The organism is Mycobacterium kiyosense (assembly GCA_021654635.1).
Classification (GTDB): domain Bacteria; phylum Actinomycetota; class Actinomycetes; order Mycobacteriales; family Mycobacteriaceae; genus Mycobacterium; species Mycobacterium kiyosense.
This window is the reverse complement of the sequence record AP025179.1, coordinates 3,281,250-3,298,033: the sequence shown is the minus strand read 5'-3', so window position 1 is coordinate 3,298,033 and position 16,784 is coordinate 3,281,250. Positions and strand designations below refer to the sequence as shown.

Sequence of the window (16,784 nt, the reverse complement as noted above, 5' to 3'; positions counted from 1 at the left end):
AGTCGGTCGACCGAACCTGGTGAACAATGTGGCCTTGATGTTCGTATCAAAGGGGTGGGACCAATGAGCGTCATCGCCGGCGTCTGCGGAGCCTTGCCGCCGCATCGCTACTCGCAGCGCGAATTGACCGACACCTTCGTCAGCATCCCCGATTTCGAGGGTTACGAGGACATCGTGCGGCAACTGCATGCCAGCGCGAAGGTGAACAGCCGACACCTGGTGCTGCCCCTGGACCGCTACCCGAAACTCAGCGACTTCGGCGAGGCGAACACCATCTTCCTGGAAAAGGCCGTGGATCTGGGCGTGGAGGCCCTGATGGGCGCGCTGGACGAGGCCGGGCTTGGGCCCGAAGACCTCGACGTGCTGATCACCACCACGGTCACCGGCCTCGCGGTGCCATCGCTGGACGCCCGGATCGCCGGGCGGGTCGGCCTGCGCCCCGACGTGCGCCGGGTGCCGTTGTTCGGGCTGGGCTGCGTAGCCGGTGCGGCTGGCGTGGCACGGCTGCATGACTACCTCAAGGGAGCGCCCGACGGCATCGCCGCCCTCGTCTCGGTCGAACTCTGCTCGCTCACCTTCCCGGGTTACAAGCCCTCGGTAGCGGGTCTGGTGGGCAGCGCGCTGTTTGCTGACGGTGCGGCCGCGGTGATTGCGGTGGGGGACAGACGTGCCGAACAGGTCGAGGCGGCTGGCCCGTCGATTCTCGATTCCCGCAGCACCCTGTATCCCGACTCATTGCGCACCATGGGGTACGACGTCGGCTCGGCCGGTTTCGAACTGGTGCTGTCCAAGGACCTGGCTGACGTCGTCGAGCAGCACCTGGGCAACGACGTCACCTCGTTCCTGGCTGCGCACGGGCTGAAGACCACCGATATCGGTGGCTGGGTGACGCACCCGGGCGGGCCGAAGATCATCAACGCCATCACCGAGACCTTGAATCTGCCGCCGGAGGCATTGGAGTTGACGTGGCGCTCGTTGGGCGAGATCGGCAACCTGTCCTCGGCGTCGGTGCTGCACGTGCTGCGTGACACCCTCGCCAAACCACCGCCCAGCGGCAGCCCCGGTCTGATGATCGCGATGGGCCCGGGTTTCTGCTCCGAGCTGGTGCTGTTGCGTTGGCACTGAGGGGCTGACCGCTTCGATGGCTGGCACGGTATGAGCAGCACGCACGACGAACTCGTGTCGGCCCTGCGGCGATCGCTCAAAGAGAATGAGCGACTCAAGCGCGAGAACCGGGACTACCTGGCCCGAGCCACGGAGCCGATCGCGTTGGTGGGCATGGGTTGTCGCTATCCGGGCGGGGTGGACTCACCGGATCTGTTGTGGCGGATGGTGGCCGAGGGCCGTGACGTGGTCACCGATTTTCCCAGCGATCGGGGCTGGGACCTGGCTGGGCTCTTCGATGCCGACCCGGATGCGATCGGCAAGTCCTACACCCGCCACGGCGGGTTTCTCGACGACGTCGCCGGATTCGACGCCGAGTTCTTCGGAATCGCCCCGAGCGAAGCTCTCGCGATGGATCCGCAGCAGCGCCTGCTGCTGGAGGTCTCCTGGGAAGCGTTGGAGCGGGCCGGGATTGACCCCCTGTCGCTGCGGGGTTCGTCGACCGCCGTCTTTGCCGGTGTGTTCCACGGCTCCTACGGAGGCCAGGGGCGGGTGCCAGGGGACCTGGAACGTTACGGGTTGCGCGGTTCGACGCTGAGTGTGGCCTCGGGCCGGGTCGCCTATGTGCTGGGGCTGGAAGGGCCTGCGGTGTCGGTGGACACCGCGTGCTCGTCGTCGCTGGTGGCACTGCACCTGGCGGTGCAGTCGCTGCGTTCCGGGGAGTGCGATCTGGCTTTGGTTGGTGGGGTGACGGTGATGGCTACCCCGGCCATGTTCGTCGAGTTCAGCCGCCAGCGGGCGCTTTCGGCGGATGGCCGGTGCAAGGCCTACGCCGGCGCCGCCGACGGGACCGCATTCGCCGAGGGCGCCGGGGCGCTGGTGGTGGAACGGCTGGCCGACGCGCAGCGGTTGGGGCATCCGGTGTTGGCGGTGGTGCGGGGTTCGGCGGTCAACCAGGACGGTGCGTCCAACGGTCTTGCCACTCCGAACGGCCCTGCCCAGCAACGGGTTATCCGCGCGGCACTGGCCAATGCGCGACTGAGCGTGACAGACGTGGATGTGGTCGAAGGCCACGGGACCGGGACGACGCTCGGGGATCCGATTGAGGCGCAGGCGATCTTGGCAACCTACGGTCAGGGGCGCACCGAGCCGCTCTGGCTGGGCTCGATCAAATCGAACATGGGTCATACCTCGGCCGCGGCAGGCGTGGCCGGGGTCATGAAGATGGCGCTGGCGATGCGGCACGGCGTGCTGCCCAAGACGTTGCACGTGGATGTGCCGACGCCGCACGTGGATTGGTCGGCGGGCGCGGTGTCGTTGCTGACGCGGTCCCTAGTGTGGGCCGAGCCGGGGCGGCCGCGCCGGGCGGCGGTGTCGTCGTTCGGGATCAGCGGCACCAATGCGCACGTGATCCTCGAAGAGTCCCCAACGGTCGAGGTGGACGCCCCGAAACGTGTTGACAAACCCACGATTTGGCCGTTGTCGGCCCGATCCTGCGTGGCGCTGACCAATCAGGCACAGCGGCTGCTGGATTGGGTGGCCGCCGACGACGGCTTGAGCGGACCGAACGTGGGCTGGTCGCTGGCCAGCACGCGGTCCCTGTTCGGGCACCGCGCGGTGGTGGTCGGTGCCGACCGGCGGCGATTGCTGTCCGAGCTGGCTGGACTGGCCTGCGGTGAACCGGGTTCCGGTGCGGTAGTGGGCCAGGCGCACCCGCTCGGCAGGACGGCGTTCGTGTTCCCCGGACAGGGTTCGCAGTGGCCCGGGATGGGTGCTTCGCTGCTGGACAGCGCACCGGTGTTCGCCGAACAGATGCGCCGATGCGAAGAGGCGTTGCGGGCCCATGTCGAGTGGTCGCTGATCGACGTGGTGCGGGGCCAGCCCGGAGCACCCGGCTTGGATCGGGTGGACGTGGTGCAGCCGGTGCTGTGGGCGGTCATGGTGTCACTGGCCGAGATGTGGCGCTCGCTGGGCGTCAAACCCGATGCGGTGATCGGGCATTCGCAGGGCGAGATCGCCGCGGCCTATGTAGCGGGAGCCCTGTCGCTGTCCGACGCGGCCAAAGTGGTGGCGCTGCGCAGCCGACTCTTGGCGCGGTTGTCGGGGCAGGGCGGAATGGCTTCGCTCGCCGTCGGACCGCGAGCAGCCGAGCAGTTGGTGGCTCGGTGGGGCGATCGGTTGAGTATCGCTGCCGTCAACGGTGTTTCGGCGGTCGCCGTGTCCGGCGACGTCGCCGCCGTCGACGAATTGCTGCGGTACTGCGACGCCGACGGTGTCCGCGCCCGCCGGATCGACGTCGACTACGCCTCGCATTCCCGGCAGGTCGAGGCCATCCGTTCGGATCTCACCGAGGCACTCGCCTCGATCGTGCCCCGATCGTCGGCAATCGCGTTCTTCTCCACCGTGACCGGCGGACTCGTCGACACCGCGGGCCTTGACGCCGATTATTGGTACCGAAGCCTCCGCCAGACCGTGTTGTTCGAGGCGGCCGTGGGCGCCGCCGCCGAGGCGGGTTACCAGGTGTTCGTCGAATCCAGTCCGCACCCGGTGCTGGCCGCTGCGGTGGAGGAAACCGTGGTCGCGCACCATCCGTCCGCGCAGCCTGTGGTGATCCCCACCCTGGGTCGTGCAGATGATGGGCTGCAACGGTTTTGGCTCTCGGTGGCGCAGGCACACGTGGCGGGTGTGGCCGTCGACTGGTCGCCGGTTTTCGAGGGCGCCCGCAAGGTGGCGCTGCCGACGTACGGGTTCGCGCGGCGCCGATTCTGGCTTACCGAATCGGCAGGCCGGGACGCCCGCCGGGACGGAATCGTCAGCGCTGAGCACGGACTACTCGGCGCGGTCGTCGAGCGGCCCGACACCGGCGGTGTGGTGTTGACGGGCAGCCTCTCGCTGACCGCGCAGCCGTGGCTGGCCGATCATGCGGTCAACGGCACGGTGCTGTTCCCGGGTGCGGGATTCGTAGAGTTGGCGATCAGGGCCGGCGACCAGGTCGGCTGCCCGGTGGTCGAGGAACTGACCGTGTCGACGCCGCTGAGGCTGCTCGGCGAGACCCGGGTACAGGTCGTGGTCAGCGCCGCGGACAAATCGGGCCGCCACGACTTCGCCGTGTATTCCCTCGGTGAGCAACCGCAACTGCACGCCGAGGGCGTGCTGGCGGCCGGCGGACTGGAACCGCAGGCAGACCTGTCTTCCTGGCCGCCGCCGGACGCGCAGGCGGTCGAGTTGAGCGGTGCGTACGATCGGCTGGCCGCCGGGGGATACGAGTACGGCCCGGCGTTCCGCGGTTTACGCGCGATGTGGCAGTCCGGCGACGACCTCTACGCCGAGGTTGTGCTCGCGGAGGAAACCGGTTTGACTGCAACCGGATTCGGAATTCATCCGGCGCTCCTGGACGCCGCGCTGCACGCGTGGGGAGTCGCCGGAACACACGATGGGACGGTGTTGCCCTTCGCCTGGCAACGCGTGGCGCTGCACGCTGCGGGCGCCACCCGGCTGCGGGTCCGGCTGAGCCGCGCCGGCGGCGGTGCGCTGTCGATGGAACTGGCCGACGCCACCGGCCTGCCGGTCATGACGGTGCGGGGAACTCGACTTTGCCCGGCAGCCGACTCGATATCGGCGGCGGCCGGCAGCGGCCTGGTTGGCGACGCCGGCCTGTTCGAGGTCGGGTGGTCACCCGTCGGTCCGGTGGCCGGCAGCGACACGCCGGTGACGTTGTGGCAGTTGCCTTCCGATGACGGTGACACGTGCCGGGCGGTCAGCTCGGCCACGCACGCGGCGCTGGCGGTGCTGCAGTCGTGGCTGGGCGGTGCGCAGGACGGTGTCCTGGCGGTCGTGACCCGCGGTGCGGTGGCACTGGGTGGCGAGGATGTCACCGATCTGCCCGGCGCGGCCGTATGGGGCCTGGTGCGTTCGGCACAGGCCGAGCATCCGGATCGGGTAGTCCTGTTGGATTCCGACGGGTCCCTCGACATCAGGAGCGTAATCGCCTGTGGTGAGCCGCAATTGGTGATCCGCCGGGGTGCGGCATACCAGCCGCGGCTCAAACCGGCGGAGTCGGAACTGGCTCTGCCCGAAGCGGATTCGGGCTGGCGCTTGGTCGTGGGCGGTGGCGGCACGCTCGAGGACGTGCAGGTGGGTAGCTGCGCCCGTGCCGAGCTGGCTACCGGGCAGCTGCGAGTCGCGGTGGCCGCGGTGGGGGTGAACTTCCGGGATGTGCTGGTGGCGCTGGGCATGTACCCCGGTGGTGGCGAGTTGGGTGTCGAGGGAGCCGGCGTCGTCGTCGAAGTGGGACCGGGTGTCTCGGATCTTGCCGCAGGCGACACGGTACTGGGGTTGTTGGGTGTGGCGGGCCCCGAGGCGGTCGTCGACCGCCGGTTGGTGACCCGCGTCCCGGCGGGTTGGTCGGCTGCGCAGGCCGCCGGATTCCCGGTGGCGTTCCTGACCGCGTGGTACGGGTTGTCGGTGCTTGGCCAGGTGAAAGCGGGCGAGCGGGTGTTGGTGCACGCGGCGACCGGCGGGGTCGGCATGGCCGCGGTGCAGTTGGCACGCCATTGGGGTTGCGAGGTGTTCGCCACCGCCAGCCGCGGTAAATGGGACACGTTGCGCGCGATGGGTTTCGATGACGATCACATCGGCGACTCCCGCAGCCTGGATTTCGAGACCACCTTCCGCGCCGGTGCGGCCGGCGCCGGGGTGGATCTGATCCTGAACTCGCTGGCCGGCGAGTTCATCGACGCATCGCTGCGCCTGCTGGTGCACGGCGGACGATTTATCGAGATGGGCAAGACCGACCTGCGTGACCCGGAGCCCCTGGCGGAGCGCGGCATCCGATACCGGGCGTTCGACCTCATCGAGGCCGGCCCTGACCAGACCGCGCATATGCTGGCCGAATTGATGGCGCTGGTGCAGGTCGGAACCGTGACGCCGTTGCCGGTCAAGACATTTGACCTGCGCGCGGTGCGGCAAGCATATCGCTATGTCAGCCAGGCCCGGCACATCGGCAAAGTGGTCCTGACGTTACCGGCCGCCACCGGCCTCGCCGACGGCACCGTTTTGATCACCGGTGGTACCGGGATGGCCGGCGCCGCGCTGGCCCGCCACCTCGTCACCCGGCACCGAGTTCCTCATCTGCTGCTGGTGAGCCGTTCGGGCGCTCGCGCACCAGGTTTTTCGAAGTTGGTGGAGGAGTTGCACAACGTCGGCGCTCGGGTTTCGGTGGTGGCCGCTGACGTGGCCGATCCCGACTCCGTCGCGGAGTTGCTCGCCACGGTTCCCGAGAGGTTTCCGCTCAAGGCGGTGATCCACGCTGCCGGCGTGCTGGACGACGGACTGATCGGATCATTGACGCCGGACCGGATCGACGCGGTGCTGCGGGCCAAGGTTCACGGCGCATGGAATCTGCATGAGCTGACCCGGGATCTCGGCCTGTCGGCGTTCGTGGTGTTTTCGTCCCTGGCCGGCATCCTCGGCACGCCCGGGCAGGGGAATTACGCGGCGGCCAACAGCTTCTTGGACGCCCTGGTGACCCACCGTCGTTCCCAGGGCCGGCCCGGGCTGTCTCTCGCGTGGGGACTGTGGGAAGAGGCGAGCGCAATGACCCGCCACCTCGGTGACCGCGACAAGGCGCGGATGGGGCGGGCCGGATTGGCCACGCTGGGAACCGAGCAGGCGCTGGCGTTGTTCGACACGGCGCTGGCCACCGATCCCGGCGTCGTGGTGGCTACCCGCCTCGACGCGTCCGCGCTCACTGAAGACGCCCCGCCGCTGCTGCACGACCTGGTCCGCCGCCCGGTGCGCCGTGTCACCGCCGACGCGGAATCCGGCTATGCCAGTACCGGTCTCGCGGCGCGACTGCGGGGTCTCGACGCCGAGCAGCGACACCGCGAACTGGTGGATATGGTGTGCCGCAACGCCGCCACTGTGCTGGGCCGGTCCAGCAGCACCGACATCAGCGCCCAGCGTGCCTTCCAGGACCTCGGTTTCGATTCGCTGACCGCGGTGGAACTGCGCAACCGGCTCAAAACTGCGACCGGCCTGACCCTTTCACCCACCCTGATCTTCGACTATCCCAGTCCCACCGTCCTGGCCGAACACCTTGACATCCGGCTGGCTGCCCCTACCGAGCACGGCGATCCGGTGGCCCGGTTCAATGACATCGCCGCTGAATTGGAGGCTCTGATCAATCGAGCGGACTGGACCCCGGAGCAGCGGGCACAGCTGTCGAACCGACTGCACACCATCCAGGCTGAGCTGGCCGGCGCGAGCGACCTGCTCATCGACGACGACCTCGCCGCGGCCAGCGAAAGCCAGCTGTTCGCCATCCTCGACGAAGAACTGGGCTCCTAGACCATGGACCAGGGCCCGGACACCACCAGACACGTCGAGTACCTCAAACGTCTCACCGCCGATCTACGGCGCACCCGGCGGCGGCTGTCGGAACTGGAGGGCCGGTTGTCCGAACCGGTCGCTGTGGTGGGCATGGCGTGCCGGTATCCAGGCGGGGTGGATTCGCCAGAAGCATTGTGGGACATGCTGATCGACGGTCGCGACGCCGTCTCGGACTTCCCGACGGATCGGGGCTGGGATATCGACGGCATGTACGACCCGGATCCCGACGCACCCGGCAAGACCTACACCCGACGCGGCAACTTCCTGCGGGATGCCGGCGATTTCGACGCCGGTTTCTTCGGCATCGGCCCCAACGAATCGCTGGCGATGGACCCTCAGCAGCGCGTGATGCTGGAAGTTTCCTGGGAAGCGTTGGAGCGCACCGGGATCGATCCGGGCACCTTGCGGGGCTCGGCGACCGGCGTGTTCGCCGGGGTAATTCACGCCGGCTACGGCGGTGAGGTCAAAGGGGAGTTGGAGGGCTACGGACTCACCGGTTCGACGCCGAGCGTGACTTCGGGCCGGGTGGCGTATGTCCTGGGCCTGGAGGGCCCCGCGGTGTCGCTGGATACGGCGTGCTCTTCGTCACTGGTGGCACTGCACCTGGCGGTGCAGTCGTTGCGTCACGGCGAGTGCGACCTGGCGCTGGTCGGCGGGGTCACCGTGATGGCCACACCGGCGGCGTTCGTGGAGTTCAGCCGCCAGCGGGCGCTTGCCGCCGACGGGCGGTGTAAGGCGTACGCGGGTGCCGCTGACGGCACGTCATGGTCCGAGGGTGCCGGGGTGCTCGTGGTCGAACGACTGGCCGACGCAGAGCGGTTGGGGCATCCGGTGTTGGCGGTGGTGCGGGGTTCGGCGGTCAACCAGGACGGCGCGTCGAACGGCCTGACCGCACCCAACGGTCCCGCACAGCAGCGGGTGATCCGGGCGGCCCTGGCCAGTGCGGGTCTGACCCCGGCTGATGTGGATGCGGTCGAAGGTCATGGGACGGGCACCCGGCTGGGCGATCCGATTGAGGCGCAGGCGATCCTGGCGACCTATGGGCGCGACCGCGCCGAGCCGCTGTGGCTGGGGTCGATCAAGTCCAATATCGGCCACACTTCCGCGGCGGCGGGTGCGGCGGGGTTGATCAAGATGGTCCTGGCCATGCAGCATGGCGTGCTGCCCAAGACGCTGCATGTCGATGTGCCCACCCCGCACGTGGATTGGTCGGCGGGCGCGGTGTCGCTCCTGACCGAACCGCGGCCCTGGCCCGAGCCGGGCCGCCCGCGCCGGGCGGGTGTGTCGGCGTTCGGGATCAGCGGCACCAACGCGCACGTGATCATCGAACAAGGTCCACCCGCGGAAAATGTTGCACCGCAGCCTTTTACCGGCGCCGTCCCGTGGGTGTTGTCGGCGCGTTCGGCTGCCGCGCTGGCGAACCAGGCGGGACGCCTGCTGGCCCGGTTGAACGCGGACGCCGGTGTGCGGCCGCTGGATGTCGGTTGGTCGCTGGCCAGCACCCGGTCGGTGTTCGAGCACCGCGCCGTGGTGGTGGCCGCCGATCGTCGGCGTTTTCAGGATGCGCTGCAGATGCTGGCGGCCGGCGAACCGGCGACCGGTGTGGCGGCCGGGCGCACCCGGGCGCTGGGCAAGACGGTGTTCGTATTCCCCGGCCAAGGTGCGCAGTACCTGGGTATGGGGCGCGACCTTTATCGGCGATTCCCGTTGTTCGCCAACGCATTCGACGAGGCCGCCGGTGCACTGGATCGGCACCTGCGCAAGCCGCTGCGGCAGGTGGCCTTCGGCACCGACGCGGCGTTGCTGGAGAGCACCGAGTTTGCCCAGCCGGCGCTGTTCGCCGTCGAAGTGGCGTTGGCCGCGTTGTTGCAGTCCTGGGGTGTAGTTCCCGACCTGGTGCTCGGCCATTCGGTAGGCGAGATCGCCGCGGCCCAGGTGGCCGGGGTGCTGTCGCTGGACGACGCGGCCCGCCTGGTCGCTGCCCGCGGCCGGTTGATGGCAGGGTTGCCGGCCGGTGGGGTGATGGTTTCGGTCACGGTGGGCGAGGCGGAGGCAGCTGCGTTGCTCGGCGACGAGGTGAGCATCGCTGCCGTGAACGCCGCTGGTTCCGTGGTGCTTTCCGGAGCGCAGCAGGCGGTGGCCGCGGCGGTCGATCGGCTGGCCGGCCGGCGGGTGCGCCGGTTGGCGGTGTCGCACGCCTTCCACTCGGCCCTGATGGAGCCGATGATCCCGGAGTTTCGCGAGCTTCTCGCCGACGTGACCGCCAGTGAACCGCGAATCAGGTTGGTGTCCAATGTCACCGGGCAACTTGCCGGCGCCGGCTACGGTTCGCCGTCCTACTGGGCTGACCATGTGCGTAAGCCGGTGCGCTTTGCCGACAGTGTGCAATGCGCCGAATCGTTGGGGGCCGGGGTGTTCCTCGAGGTTGGCCCTAACGGCGGATTGGCGGCCCTGATCGAGCAGTCCGTCGCGGGACCGTCGGTGGCGACGGCGATGCTGACCAAGGGTCGCCCCGAAGTCGAATCGCTGTACGGCGCGCTTGCGGAGTTGTTCACTTCGGGCCTGCGGTTGGACTGGCGCGAGACGTTCGCGGGATCGGACGCACAGATCGTGGCATTGCCCACGTACGCCTTTGACCGCAAGCATTTCTGGTTGACCGACCTGGGCGTGGGACCCACATCGTTGCGCGCCGCCGGGCTGTCCGGTATCGGCCACCCACTGCTGGGTGCGGCGGTGCAGCGAGCCGATGGCGGCGGCGTGATTTTGACCGGTTGGCTCTCGACCGCTACCCAGGGCTGGCTGTCCGATCATGTGGTCAGCGGGGTTGCGCTGTTTCCGGGAGCCGGTTTCGCGGAGTTGGTGCTGCGCGCCGGCGACCAGGTGGGTGCACCGGTGATCGAGGAATTGACGCTGCTGGCGCCGATGGCGTTGCCGGCGACGGGTGGGTTGCGGATACAGGTGCTGCTCGGCGCCGCCGACGATTCCGGGCGGCACAGCGTCTGGGTCTATTCCGCTGCGGGAGAGAGTGATTCGTGGGTGCTGCACGCCGAGGGGACGTTGCGGGCGGGTGGCATCCGAAGTGGCGCCGATTTGTCGTCGTGGCCGCCGGTCGGGGCCGCGGCGGTGGATGTGTCGGCGGTCTACGAGCAGTTGGCCGGGCGGGGCTACCGATACGGGCCGGCGTTTCAGGGCGTGCGGTCGGCGTGGCGGCGAGGGCGCGAGGTGTACGCCGAGTTGGCGGCGCCCCACGGCGTGAGCGTGGCAGGGTTCGGAATCCATCCGGCCCTGCTGGATGCCGCCCTGCACACCTGGATCTTGATTGCGGGCGACGGCCCCTTGGCCCTGCCGTTCTCGTGGCAGGGCGTGTCGTTGGACGCCACGGGTGCCACCCGGCTGCGGGTTCGGATAGCGCCCACCGGCGGCGGCTCGGTGTCGGTGGAGCTCGCGGATTCGTCGGGATTGCCGGTCCTGTCGGTGCGGGAATTGGTGGTGCGCCCGGTATCCGCGCAGGCGCTGTCGGCGGCGATCTCGTCGGGCGCGGCTTCGGCGAGCGGGTTGCTCGAGGTGGTGTGGTCGCCGTCGGAACGCGACGTCGTTGCCGCTCCCGCCGATCTGACCGTATGGGAGTCGGATCCGGTGACCGTGTCGGCTGCCGTCCACCAGGCTTTGGAAGCGGTGCAGAAACACCTGACTGGCGACGGACCGGGCGAGCTGGCCGCGGTGACTCGCGGAGCGGTGTCGGCGGGTGGGGAGGACATCGTCGACCTGGCCGGTGCCGCGGTTTGGGGGTTGGTGCGGTCCGCGCAGGCCGAGCATCCGGGCCGATTGGTGCTGGTGGACACCGATGGCTCGGTGGCGATCGAGGACGCGTTGCGTTGTGCGGAGCCGCAATTGGCGGTTCGGTCGGGTGTGGTTTACGGCCCCAGGCTGGTCCGGGCCGACGAATCGTCGGTGCTGACGTTGCCGGATGGCTTGTGGCGGTTGGGTGTCGGCGACGGCGGCACCCTCGACGACGTCGCCGCATTGCACAGTGAGCCGCTCGATTTGGGGTCCGGACAGGTGCGCGTCGCCGTCTGTGCGGTGGGCGTGAACTTCCGGGATGTACTGGTGGCACTGGGCATGTATCCCGGCGGCGGTCAGCTGGGTGCCGAGGGCGCCGGAGTCGTCGTCGAGGTCGGTCCCGGGGTGACCGGATTGTCCGTCGGCGACACGGTGTTGGGCCTGTTGGGTGTGGTGTCGCCCGAAGCCGTGGTTGATCAACGGATGGTGGTCGCGGTTCCGGCCGGCTGGTCGATGGACACGGCCGCCGGGGTTCCGGTGGTGTTCCTGACGGCCCTGTATGGTTTGCGCGAGTTGGCCGGGCTCAAGGCCGGTGAGCGGGTGTTGGTGCATGCGGCCACGGGCGGGGTCGGCATGGCTGCCGTGCAGCTGGCCCGGCACTGGGGCTGCGAGGTGTTCGTCACAGCCAGTCGCGGCAAGTGGGATGTGTTGCGCACGTTGGATTTCGACGACGCTCACATCGGCGATTCCCGATCCCTGGAGTTCGAGACGCGGTTCGCGGCCGCCACCGGCGGGACGGGGATGGATGTCGTGCTCAACTCGCTGGCGGGCGAATTCACCGACGCGTCGCTGCGGCTGATGGCGCCGGGCGGGCGATTCATCGAGATGGGCAAGACCGATATCCGCGAACCTGAATCCGTCGCCGCCCGGTACGGAGGCGTCGCCTACCGAGCGTTCGACCTGATGGAGGCGGGACCCGACCGCATCGCCGCGATGCTTGCCGACTTGCTGGACCTGCTGCACGCCGGCGCGGTGAAACCCTTGCCGGTCAGAGCGTTTGACGTTCGCAGCGCCCGGCAGGCTTACCGCTTCGTCAGCCAGGCTCGTCATGTCGGCAAGGTGGTGCTCACCCTGCCCTCCGGCCCGGACGGCCCAGCCGGGGCGCAGTCCCCGTTGGCCGGTGGCAGCGTGCTGATCACCGGCGGCACCGGGATGGCCGGTGCGGCGGTGGCCCGCCACCTGGTGGCCCACTACGGCGTCGCCCACCTGGTCTTGGTCAGCCGCTCGGGTGGACAGGCCGCGGGGGCGGCTGATCTGACGGCGGAAATCGAGCAGGCCGGAGCGCGAGTTACTCTCGCGCAGTGCGATATCGCCGACCGTGCCGAAGCGGCTACGCTCCTGGCACGGATACCAGCCGAGTTCCCCCTCAAAGGGGTTTTCCATGCCGCCGGAATCCTCGACGACACGGTGATCACATCGTTGACCCCGCAGCGGCTGGACGAGGTGCTGCGGGTCAAGGTCGACGGGGCGTGGAACCTGCACGAGTTGACCAGCGGGACGAATCCCGCTGTGTTCGTGATGTTCTCGTCGCTGGCCGGAATCGCGGGCAGCCCCGGTCAGGGCAACTATGCCGCCGCCAACGCCTTCCTGGACGCCCTGGCCGGTTATCGCCGCCAGCAGGGCCTGAGCGGCCTGTCGATCGCCTGGGGTCTGTGGGAGCAGGAAAGCGCGATGACCCGCCACCTCGGCGGCCGCGACCTGGCCCGGATGAAGCAGGTCGGATTATCGCCGCTGCCCACTGGGCAGGCACTGGATCTGCTTGATGCCGCCCTCCTTGCCGACCGGCCCGTGGCCGTCGCGGCGAGGCTGGACACCACTGCACTGACCGCTGACACCGACTTACCGCCGCTATGGCGCGAATTGGCCACCCGCCGTACCCGCCGCGTCATCGAGACCACTGACCGCGCAGTGGCCACGACAGGCCTCATAACACGTCTGTACGCGCTGCAGCCGGAGCAGCGGCAGCGGGAACTCACCGAGCTGATATCCGGCAGCGCCGCCACCGTGTTGGGGCACTCCACCGCCGTGGACATCGAGCCGGACAAGGCTTTTCAAGAGCTCGGCTTCGACTCCCTGACCGCAGTCGAACTGCGCAACCGGCTCAAAACCGCCACCGGACTGACACTTTCGCCGACCCTGATCTTCGACTACCCGACACCGGCTGCGCTGGCCGAACACCTCGCCAGTGAACTCGACTCCAACGCGCCACCGGCGGCAGAGCAGTTCGCGAAGCCGGACCGCGTCGAGGACCTCACCCGCGAACTGGACCTGCTCATCCATCGACCGGACTGGACGGCCGAGGAGAAGAACCAGCTCACCGACCGGCTGCGCGCCCTGATCGACGACCTCGGACCATGAGCGCGACGTGAAAGCCGTGCGGCGAAAAGACATCGCGATCATCGGGCTGGCTTGCCGGTTTCCCGGCGCAGCCGACCCGCGCGCGTTCTGGCAGTTGCTGCAGGATGGCCGTGAGATCGTCGGCGCACTGGCCGACGCTGCCGATTTCGACGCCGGCTTCTTCAACGTCTCACCGCGTGAGGCTGCCGCGATGGACCCGCGGCAGCGGCTGGCTTTGGAACTGACCTGGGAACTCTGCGAAGATGCCTACCTTGTCCCGAAAGATATCCGCGGGCAACCGATCGCGGTTTACCTCGGAGCGATGAACGACGACTACGCATTGCTGACGACGCGCCACGGCCTCGATCAGGTCGGCCACCACGCCTTCAGTGGGCTGAGCCGGGGCATGATCGCCAACCGGGTTTCGTTCTGCTTCGACTTGCGGGGTCCCAGCCTGACGGTCGATTCCGGGCAGTCGTCCTCGTTGGTCGCGGTGCACCTGGCCGCCGAGGCGCTCCGGGCCGGAACGGCCTCGATGGCGGTAGCCGGCGGCGTCCAGCTCAATTTGGCGGCCGAAATCGAGTCTCTGGAAATGGAATTCGGCGCTCTCTCGCCGTCGGGCCACACCTACGCGTTCGACGCGCGTGCGGATGGTTATGTGCGAAGTGACGGTGCCGCCTTGGTCCTGCTCAAACCTCTCGGCGCTGCCCTGGACGACGGAAACCGGGTCCACGCAATCATTTCCGGCAGCGCTGTCGGGAACGCGGGCGGTGAGACCCCGGGCCTCACGGTCCCGTCGGCGACTGCGCAGGCCGACGTAATACGGCTGGCGCTGGCCGATGCGGGGCTGGACCCCGCGCAGGTCGACTATGTGGAGGCGCACGGGACCGGCACCCGGGTCGGGGACCCCATCGAGGTCAGTGCCTTGGCCGAAGTGTTCGGTCCGCGGCGCCGCCCGCTGACCATCGGGTCGGTCAAGACCAATGTCGGGCATACCGGCGCCGCGTCGGGTATCACCGGTCTGCTCAAAACGGTGCTCGCCGTGGCGAATACGGCGCTGCCGGCGAGCCTGAACTTCGACGAACCCGCCGGTGATGTCGCCGGAGCCGGACTGCGGGTCAACACCGCGTTGGCGCCCTGGACCGATGATGAGCGGGTGGCCGGGGTGTCATCTTTCGGTATGGGCGGCACCAACGCACACGTGATCGTCGAACCGGCGCCGAAAGCCAAAGTGGTTGCCGCCGAATCAGATACCGGGGTGATGGTGCCGTGGGTAGTGTCCGCCCGGTCAGCGGAGGCGTTGAGCGGGCAGGCACGCCGGCTGGCCGAGGAGGCTATGACGCTCGGAATTGCTGATACGGGTTGGTCGTTGGCCACCACGCGCACGGTGTTCGAGCACCGGGCGGTGATCGTGGCCGCCGACCGTAAGCGCATTACGGACGGTCTGGCCGGACTGGTAGACGGGGCGCCGGGGGCTGGGGTAGTGGCCGGCCAGGCCCGATCGCTGGGCAAGACGGTGTTCGTGTTTCCCGGGCAGGGGTCGCAGTACCTGGGCATGGGCCGCGGGCTCTACCAACGCTTTCCGGCGTTCGCGGCGGCCTTCGACCGGGCTGCCGACGAACTCGACCTGCATCTGAGATCGCCGCTGCGGCAGGTTATCTGGGGCAGTGACGGGGCGGCGTTGGAGAGCACCGAGTTCGCTCAGCCGGCCCTGTTCGCGGTGCAGGTCGGCTTGGCGGAACTGCTGTGCCGCTGGGGCGTCACAGCTGATTTCGTGATGGGGCACTCGGTAGGGGAGATCACCGCGGCCCACGCGGCGGGAGTGTTGTCGCTCGCGGATGCCGCGCGGTTGGTGGTCCAGCGGGGCAAGCTGATGGCGGCATTACCGGCCGGCGGTGCGATGGTCGCCGTCGCCGCGAGCGAAGCGGAGGTGACGCCGCTGATGAGCGCGCAGGTCAGCCTGGCAGCGGTCAATGCGTCCGACTCGGTAGTGTTGTCCGGACCGCAGCACGCGGTCGGTGCGGTGGCCAAGCAATTGGCCGAACAGGGACGGCGGGTACGCCGGTTGGCCGTGTCTCACGCGTTCCACTCGGCCCTGATGGAGCCGATGGTCGACGAATTCTCCCGGCGACTCGCAGACCTGCAGGTGCATCGCCCGCGGACCCCGTTGGTGTCCAATGTCACCGGGGAGCTGGCCGGCGCGGATTACGGCTCGGCCCGGTACTGGGCCGAGCACATCCGCAACCCGGTGCGGTTCAGCGACGGCGTGTCGACCGTGGTGGGCCTTGGCGCCAAGGCGTTCATCGAGGTGGGTCCGGGCGCCGGATTGACCGCGGAGCAAGAGGTTTCGGTTGCGACGCTGACGGCCGGCGTTCCCGAAGTCGACGCGGTGCTGACCGCGGCGGCGCGACTGTTCACCGCGGGTGTGGAAGTCGACTGGGCGGCCACTTTCGACGGGCTGAGTTGTCGGCGCGTAGACCTACCCACGTATGCTTTTGCCCGGCAAAGGTTTTGGCTGACGGCCGGTGACAGCGTGGTCGAGCATCCCGTCGAGCCCGTGGCCGCACGGTTGCAACATCTCGATCCCGCCCAGTGGCGTCGTCAGCTGATCGCCCTGGTGTGTGGGCACGCCGCTGCGGTCCTGGGTCACGGCAGTGGCCGCGACGTGGATCCCGAGCGGCCCTTTCAGGACCTCGGGTTCACCTCGATGGGCGGTGTCGAGCTGCGCAACCGGCTCAGGGCGGAGAGTGCGCTGAGCGGATTGTCGCTACCGCGCACACTGATTTTCGACTATCCGACTCCAACGGCGCTGGCCGACCATCTCTGCGATCAGCTGAGCGACCATTATGATAATCGGCCCGAAAACGAAAGAATTTGGTCGGAGCTGCGCAATATACCCATCGCGGAACTGCGCAGGACCGGACTACTCGAGAAACTATTGTTGTTGGCGGGGCGAACGGATAGGGCCACGTCAGAACACTCAATGAGCGACAACGACATCGATTCGCTGAGTCCCGACGATTTAATTGCGATGACTTTAGACGGCGATGGAGACAATGGCTGATCACCCCGAATCCCGGCCAAATAAGACAGGTGTTGAATAGCGGTCGTTT

The 16,784-nt window shown here is 68.5% G+C and carries 3 protein-coding genes and 1 pseudogene; all 4 read left to right on the top strand.

Going from position 1 to position 16,784, the window contains the following annotated elements:
* Positions 1-63 precede the first annotated feature (63 nt).
* The gene (locus tag L6444_RS15485) at positions 64-1,125 is read left to right on the top strand and encodes a type III polyketide synthase (RefSeq protein WP_236975116.1); all 1,062 of its coding nucleotides are present in this window, start codon (positions 64-66) and stop codon (positions 1,123-1,125) included.
* 30 nt (positions 1,126-1,155) lie between these two features.
* The gene (locus L6444_RS15480) at positions 1,156-7,452 is read left to right on the top strand and encodes a type I polyketide synthase (protein ID WP_236975114.1); all 6,297 of its coding nucleotides are present in this window, start codon (positions 1,156-1,158) and stop codon (positions 7,450-7,452) included.
* A 3-nt stretch (positions 7,453-7,455) separates the two neighbouring features.
* Positions 7,456-13,683 (top strand): annotated as a pseudogene (locus L6444_RS15475) (SDR family NAD(P)-dependent oxidoreductase); the annotation flags it as partial.
* A 25-nt stretch (positions 13,684-13,708) separates the two neighbouring features.
* A complete protein-coding gene (locus tag L6444_RS15470; protein ID WP_236984164.1) occupies positions 13,709-16,735 on the top strand; it encodes a type I polyketide synthase in 3,027 nt (1,008 codons plus the stop codon).
* Positions 16,736-16,784 lie beyond the last annotated feature (49 nt).